Source organism: Rhodoferax ferrireducens (assembly GCF_031458075.1).
Lineage (GTDB): Bacteria > Pseudomonadota > Gammaproteobacteria > Burkholderiales > Burkholderiaceae_C > Rhodoferax_B > Rhodoferax_B ferrireducens_A.
Window position 1 is genome coordinate 60,657 of sequence record NZ_JAVDXT010000008.1, and the last position, 6,884, is coordinate 67,540.

The following is a 6,884-nucleotide window of genomic DNA, read 5'->3' on the forward strand; positions in this document are numbered from 1 at the left end:
GGCCCATATGTTTGCATTATTTGAAGAAGCCGGAAAATTCATGGCCGGGCGCATCCTGTCCGAAGCGGAGTCCTCCGCCCAGGTCGAGCTCGACAGCGGCAAGCGGGTCAAGGTCAAGGCCGCCAACCTGCTGCTGAAGTTCGACAAGCCGACGCCTGCGGTCCTGCTGCGCGACGCCCAGCTGGTGGCCGCCGATATCGAGCTGGAAATGGCCTGGGAATTCGCGCCCGAGGACGATTTCGGCTTTGCCGACCTGGCGCGTGACTATTTCAGCGACAAAGCCACGCTGGAGCAGCAAACCGCCATGCTGCTGCGCCTGTTCGAGGCGCCGCACTACTTCCGCCGCGCCGGCAAGGGGCGCTTCCGCAAGGCTCCGGCCGAAATCCTGCAACTGGCGCTGGCCGCGATCGAAAAGAAGCAGCAGATTGCTATCCAAATTGCGGCCTGGGCGGAGGAGCTCAGCCAGGGCCAGTGCCCGCCCGCTGTGCGTGAGCAGCTATACAAAATACTCTTTAAACCCGATAAAAACGGCCCTGAGTACAAGGCCGTGGTCGAAGCCTCCCGCGCCACCCACAAGGCGCCATTGGTGCTGCTGCAGCATGCCGGCGCCATCGACTCGCCCTACCAGTTCCACTGGCGGCGCTTTCTGCTGGAGAACTTCCCCAAGGGCACGGGCTTCCCCGCGCTGGAAGCGCCGCAAATCCTCGACGATTTGCCGCTGTCCACGGCGCAGGCCTTCTCCATCGACGATTCGCAAACCACCGAGATCGACGACGCGCTGTCGGTGCAGGGCCTGGGCAGCGGCACGGTCACCCTGGGCATCCACATCGCCGCGCCCGGCCTGGCCGTCAGCCCCGGCAGCGCCATCGACCAATTGGGCCGCGCCCGCCTGTCCACCGTCTACATGCCGGGCTACAAGCTGACCATGCTGCCCGATGCCGTGGTGCAGCACTACACGCTGCAGGAGGGCCGCGACTGCCCGGCCGTGTCGCTGTACGTCACGCTGGACGAGGCGACGCTGGAAATCAGCGCCACCGAAACCCGGCTGGAACGGGTCCGCATCGCCGCCAACCTGCGCCACGACCAGCTCGACACCTTGGTGACGGCCGAATGGCTGGAGAACCCTGCGTTTGAGCATGAAAATGGCAGTGCAAGCATACCGATGCAGCGCGAGCAGCTATCATTTTTATACCGCCTCGCAAAACATCTGAAAGCCCAGCGCGAAGTGGTGCGCGGCAAGCCGGAGAACTTCAACCGGCCGGACTACAACTTCAAGCTGGTTGGCAAGGACGGCGACGAACCCGCGGGTACCGAGCAGGTGCAAATCACCACCCGCCAGCGCGGTGCCCCCCTGGACCTGATGGTGGCCGAGGCCATGATCCTGGCCAACAGCACCTGGGGCCAGTGGATGGCCGAGAACGGCGTGCCCGGCATCTACCGCAGCCAGGCCAGCCTGCTGCCCGGGGTGAAAGTGCGCATGGGCACCAAGGCGCTGCCGCACGCCGGCATCGGCGTCAAAAGCTATGCCTGGAGCACCTCGCCCTTACGCCGCTATACCGACCTGGTGAACCAGTGGCAGATCATCGCCTGCGCCCGCCACGGCAAGACCGCCGCGCTGGCCGCGCCATTCAAGCCCAAGGACGCTGACCTGTTCTCCATCATCTCGATGTTTGACGCAGCCTACGCCACCTACAACGGCTACCAGGGTGCGATGGAACGCTTCTGGACGCTGAAGTACCTGCAGCAGAACGGCATTACCGAAATCATTGGCAGCGTCTTCAAGGACGGCATGGTGCGGGCCGACAGCCTGCCGCTGGTGTTGCCGGTGCTGGGCGACGCGCCGCGCGGCGCCAAGGTGCGGGTCAAGCTGGGCGACATCGACGAAATCACGCTGGACATCAGCGGCACCGTGGTCGAGCGGCTCGACACCCCGGTCGAAACCGTGGACGACGCACCGGCCGAAGACGAAGAAGACGACACCGCGGCCGGGCCGATTGCCATTGCCGTCGACATGAACGAAGCCGAAGCGGCCCCGGCCACTGATATAGCACCGTGAACCTGCGTTTTCTCCCCAGCTTCAGCCCCCTGCAGCTTGCGCTGGGGTTCTCCATCGGCCTGCACGCGGTGCTGCTGACGCTGCGCTTCGTAGACCCGGAAAGCTTCAACCGGGTGTTCCAGGACACGCCGCTGGAGGTGATTCTGGTGAACGCTAAGTCCACCACCCCGCCCGAGCGCGCAACCGCCATCGCCCAGGCCTCGCTGGCCGGCGGCGGCGAAGCCGAGAAGGGCCGCTCCACCTCGCCGCTGCCGCCCTCGGCGCTGACCGACCTGGGCGAGACCATGGAAGAAACCCAGCGCAAGATGGACGCAATGCAGCAGCAGCAAACCATGCTGCTGGCGCAGGTCAGCCAGCAGCTGGCCAGCATGCCCCTGCCCGACCCAAAGCAGGCCAGCAATTCCCCCGAAGCCGCGGCCCAGGAAGAAAAGCGCCGCCAGCTGCTGAACCTGCTGGCCGAGATCGAGCGGCGCATCAACCAGGAAAACTCCCGCCCCAAGCGCCGCTACGTCAGCCCCGCCACCCGCGAAGAGGTGTACGCGGTGTACTACGACGGCCTGCGCCGCCGGGTCGAAGACCGGGGCACCGAGAACTTCCCCGAATACGCGGGCAAGAAGCTCTACGGCGCCCTGACCATGATCGTCACGGTCAATTTTGACGGCCAGGTGCTAGCCACCCAGATCGCCGAAAGCTCGGGCAACCGCACGCTGGACCGGCGCGCCGAGGCCATCGTTCGCAGCGCCGGGCCGTTTGGCCAGTTCAGCGACGCCATGCGGGCCAAGGTGGACCAGCTGGTGGTGGTATCGCGCTTCCGCTTCACCCGCGACCAGACGCTGGAAACCAAAGTCGGCGCCACGCCCTGACCCTCTCATTTTCGAAAAAAGTTTTTATGGACCGCTATTGCGTGATGGGCAACCCGGTAGAGCACAGCAAATCGCCGTGGATCCACGCCCGCTTTGCCGAGCTGACCGGCCACAGTCTGCAGTACGGCAAGCGCCTGGTCCCGCTGGATGGCTTCGCCCAGGCCGTGACCGACCTGCGCGCCGAAGGCGGCCTGGGCTGCAATATCACCGTGCCCTTCAAGTTTGAAGCCGCCCGGCTGGCCCAGCACGAATCTGCGCGCGCCCGCCTGGCCGGGGCCAGCAATTTTCTGCTCTTCCGCAGCGACGGCATCTTTGCCGACAACACCGATGGTGCAGGCTTGGTCAACGACATCCAGGCCAATGCCGGCGTCGCCCTGGCGGGGCGCGATGTGCTGCTAATCGGTGCCGGCGGCGCCTCGGCCGGGGTGCTGGGGCCGCTGATCGAAGCCAAGGTGGGCCGCATCACCGTCGCCAACCGCACGCCGGACAAGGCCCGGGCGCTGGTCGAGCGCCACGCTGCGCTGGCCCGGCAACACGGCGTGCAGGTCGACAGTTCCGAGCTGGCCGCGGTGCAGAGCCCGTATGACGTGGTGGTTAACGCCACCGCCAGCAGCCTGAGTGGCGCGGGCGTGCCGGTGTCCCCCCTAGTGCTGAAACCCGGCGCCCTGGCGCTGGACATGATGTATGGCCCGGCCGCCGCCGGCTTTATGGACTGGGCCCGCGCGCACCAGGCAGTGCCGCGCGATGGCCTGGGCATGCTGGTCGAGCAAGCGGCCGAGGCCTTCTTGCTGTGGCGCGGTGTGCGCCCGCCATCGGCCCAGGTACTGGCCGAACTGCGCGCCACGCTGGCCTGACGCCATGCGCTCCGTCTTGCGCTGGCTGGTGCTGGTGGCTGTTGCCGCACTGGCACTGCAACTGTTTTTTGTCGGCCGTATCGCCATGATGGCGGCTGTTGACCCGCAATCCACTGCATTTGAGCGCTCGGAGGCCTGGCGGCTGCTGACCGGCGCCGACACCCGCATGCGCTGGCGCCAGCAATGGCTGCCCTACAGCCAGATTTCGGACAACCTGAAGCGGGCAGTGATTGCCTCCGAAGACGGCAGCTTTACCAACCACGAAGGCGTGGATTGGGAAGCCCTGGAGAAAGCCTGGCAAAAGAACGAAAAAGCCCAGGAACGCGCCGCCAAGCTGGCCGCTCCGACCAAGGCCAAGACGCCGGCCACGCCACGTCCACCCAAGGTCATTGGCGGCTCCACTATCACCCAGCAATTGGCGAAAAACCTGCTTTTGTCGGGCGAACGCACGCTGCTGCGCAAGGGCCAGGAATTCGTGCTGACCATGCTGCTGGAATTGCTGCTGGACAAGCAGCGCATCCTGGAGATCTACCTCAACAACGTGGAATGGGGAGAAGGTGTGTTTGGCGCCGAGGCCGCCGCCCAGCACTATTTCCGCAAGCCCGCCGCCCGCCTCTCGGCCTTTGAGGCAGCCCGGCTGGCGGTGATGCTGCCCCGGCCCAAGTATTTCGAGAAACTGCCCAATTCGGGCTACCTTTCGAGTCGGGCCTCGACCATCGTGGCCCGCATGGGTAGCGCAGAACTGCCCTAAGCGGGGGGCGGTGGATAATGTGGGCCGCATTCCCGCTGAACCCGCCCGAGCCACCCCATGTCTGACATCCTAGAAAAAATCATCGCCGTCAAACGCGAAGAAATCGCCACCGCGCTGAAGCGCAAACCTTTGGCGGAAGTGCGCGCTGACGCCGAATCGCGGGTACTGACACGCGATTTTGTGGGCGCGATGCGCAGCAAAATCGCCGCCGGCCAGGCCGCGGTGATTGCGGAAATCAAAAAAGCCAGCCCGTCCAAAGGCGTGCTACGCGAGGATTTCATTCCCGCCGACATCGCCCAGAGCTACGCCGAACATGGCGCCGCCTGTCTATCGGTACTGACAGACCGCCAGTTCTTCCAGGGCCAGGTGGATTATTTGAAGCAGGCGCGTGCGTCCTGCCAGCTGCCGGTGCTACGCAAAGACTTCATGGTCGATGCCTACCAAGTGTATGAATCCCGCGCCATGGGCGCCGATTGCATTTTGCTGATTGCCGCTGTGTTGGAAGATGGCCATATGGCCGAGCTGGAAGCCATCGCCCGTTCACTCGATATGGCTGTATTGGTGGAGGTGCACGATGCAGCAGAGCTGCAACGCGCCTTGAAACTCAAAACCCCGCTGATCGGCATCAACAACCGCAATCTGCGCAGTTTCGAGGTCAGCCTGGATACCACCCTGGCCTTGCAAAAAGACGTTCCAGCCGACCGCCTGTTGGTGACAGAGAGCGGCATTCTGAGCCAGGCCGATGTGCAGCGCATGCGGGATGCCAAGGTGAATGCATTCCTGGTCGGCGAAGCCTTCATGCGCGCAGCCGACCCCGGCGAAGCGCTGGCCAGCCTGTTCGATGCAGCGTGACGCTTAGCTGACGCGGGTGCAAGGTCGTGTCACTATGGCCCCATGATCGGCTGGAGAGTTGGCCACCGGCGATTGCGACGGTTGCGCCCGACTGGCAGCCCACCGTCGCCGAGTTCCTTGCCAGCCCACCAGGCCAACGCATCAACCGGCTGCTGCATCAGCGTCTGGCAGCGAACGCCACCATTTATCCACCCCAGCCCTTGCGGGCACTGGAACTGACACCGCTGCATGCGGTCAAGGTGGTGATCCTGGGGCAAGACCCCTACCACGGCCCCGGACAAGCCGAAGGGCTGGCCTTCTCGGTCGCTCCCGGCATCCAGCCACCGCCGTCTTTGCGCAATATTTTCAAAGAATTGCAGTGCGAAAACATGGCCCCCACCAGTCCCGGCGGCTCCCTGGTGGCCTGGGCGCGCCAGGGGGTTTTGCTGCTCAACACCAGCCTGACCGTCGAAGATGGCAGCCCCGCAAGCCACGCCAAGCAAGGATGGGAAGCGCTGACCGATGCCGTCGTCATGCGGGTGACCCAAACTGCACCTGCCTGCGTGTACCTGCTGTGGGGCGCCCATGCGCAAAGCAAGGCACCTCTGATCCAGCAAACCGCACAAGCCCACCGGCACCAGGCCCTGGTACTGCAAGCCAACCACCCTTCGCCCTTGTCCGCCTTGCGCCCGCCCGCGCCATTCATCGGCTGCGGCCACTTTCAAAAAGCCAACGATTTTCTGGCCCAAGCCGGTCTCGCCCCAATCGACTGGGCTCGCCTCTTATAGCGGTCCGGTGTTACCCAAACCGGCATCCGCAAAGATAAATTCACGCCTTTTTACACAGGCCGATCGAACATTGCCCGCAATCAGGCTATGATTGAAGGCTGTCGCAAATGAAGACATTAGTTTCAAACTATAGTTCTATGCTATAATTTGAGGCTTCGCCGGAGAGGTGGCCGAGTGGTTAATGGCAGCAGACTGTAAATCTGCCCTCTTACGAGTACGCTGGTTCGAATCCAGCCCTCTCCACCAGCGATGTGCTGATTTTTGAAAGTATTGACAAGCGGGTTTTGGGTTTGGCGTGAATGTTTCGCCTTGAGTGCATCAAAGCAAGCAAGTGCGGGAGTAGTTCAATGGTAGAACCCTAGCCTTCCAAGCTAATGACGCGGGTTCGATTCCCGTCTCCCGCTCCAAAGGCGCTTGTCAGTAGGTAAGTTTGGGTTGTGTTGCTTCGAGCCTTTCGGAGCAAGGCAACAAGTGCCCATTTGGCTCAGTGGCAGAGCACTCCCTTGGTAAGGGAGAGGTCCCGGGTCCGATTCCCGGAATGGGCACCAGTATTTTGAAGGCGCGCCGAATCCAGTAGGTGCCGATGTTTGGGTAAATTTGGTTTATTTTTTTCGGAGCCGAAAAAATGGGAAAAGAAAAGTTCACGCGTACCAAGCCCCACGTCAATGTGGGCACGATCGGCCACGTTGACCATGGCAAGACCACGCTGACCGCCGCCATCACCACCGTGCTGGCAGCCAA

At 63.3% G+C, this 6,884-nt stretch carries 7 protein-coding genes and 3 tRNA genes; all 10 read left to right on the forward strand.

Annotated features, from left to right (window positions below):
- Positions 1-7: 7 nt before the first annotated feature.
- A complete protein-coding gene (locus J2X19_RS25410) occupies positions 8-2,056 on the forward strand; it encodes a ribonuclease catalytic domain-containing protein (protein ID WP_310377206.1) in 2,049 nt (682 codons plus the stop codon).
- Entirely contained in the window at positions 2,053-2,919 is an 867-nt protein-coding gene (locus J2X19_RS25415) for an energy transducer TonB (protein WP_116608943.1), read from the forward strand. The genes J2X19_RS25410 and J2X19_RS25415 overlap by 4 nt, the downstream gene beginning before the upstream one ends.
- Before the next feature lie 26 nt (positions 2,920-2,945).
- Complete coding sequence (gene aroE / locus J2X19_RS25420; RefSeq protein ID WP_310377207.1) at positions 2,946-3,773, forward strand: shikimate dehydrogenase; 828 nt, start codon at positions 2,946-2,948, stop codon at positions 3,771-3,773.
- Between the two features lie 4 nt (positions 3,774-3,777).
- Positions 3,778-4,524: a transglycosylase domain-containing protein gene (locus J2X19_RS25425; RefSeq protein WP_310377208.1), complete on the forward strand. Its 747-nt coding sequence runs from the start codon at positions 3,778-3,780 to the stop codon at positions 4,522-4,524.
- A 57-nt stretch (positions 4,525-4,581) separates the two neighbouring features.
- Positions 4,582-5,376, forward strand: a complete 795-nt coding sequence (gene trpC, locus J2X19_RS25430; RefSeq protein WP_116608940.1) for an indole-3-glycerol phosphate synthase TrpC — start codon at positions 4,582-4,584, stop codon at positions 5,374-5,376.
- Positions 5,377-5,402: 26 nt separating this feature from the next.
- Positions 5,403-6,143 carry a uracil-DNA glycosylase gene (locus J2X19_RS25435; protein WP_310377209.1) on the forward strand — a complete coding sequence of 247 codons (741 nt, stop codon included), beginning with the start codon at positions 5,403-5,405 and terminating at the stop codon, positions 6,141-6,143.
- A gap of 160 nt (positions 6,144-6,303) precedes the next feature.
- Positions 6,304-6,389: transfer RNA gene (locus J2X19_RS25440), tRNA-Tyr, on the forward strand.
- Positions 6,390-6,476: 87 nt separating this feature from the next.
- A tRNA-Gly gene (locus J2X19_RS25445) sits at positions 6,477-6,550 on the forward strand.
- 66 nt (positions 6,551-6,616) lie between these two features.
- A tRNA-Thr gene (locus tag J2X19_RS25450) sits at positions 6,617-6,691 on the forward strand.
- 77 nt (positions 6,692-6,768) lie between these two features.
- On the forward strand, positions 6,769-6,884 hold a 116-nt coding region (locus tag J2X19_RS25455; protein WP_207776369.1), incomplete at its 3' end, for a GTP-binding protein.

What these genes read in the sequence shown, in the direction of transcription:
- J2X19_RS25410 (WP_310377206.1), top strand. Translation starts at nt 8, where the DNA reads ATGTTTGCATTATTTGAAGAAGCCGGAAAATTCATGGCCGGGCGCATC.
- aroE (WP_310377207.1), top strand. Translation starts at nt 2,946, where the DNA reads ATGGACCGCTATTGCGTGATGGGCAACCCGGTAGAGCACAGCAAATCG.
- J2X19_RS25425 (WP_310377208.1), top strand. Translation starts at nt 3,778, where the DNA reads ATGCGCTCCGTCTTGCGCTGGCTGGTGCTGGTGGCTGTTGCCGCACTG.
- trpC (WP_116608940.1), top strand. Translation starts at nt 4,582, where the DNA reads ATGTCTGACATCCTAGAAAAAATCATCGCCGTCAAACGCGAAGAAATC.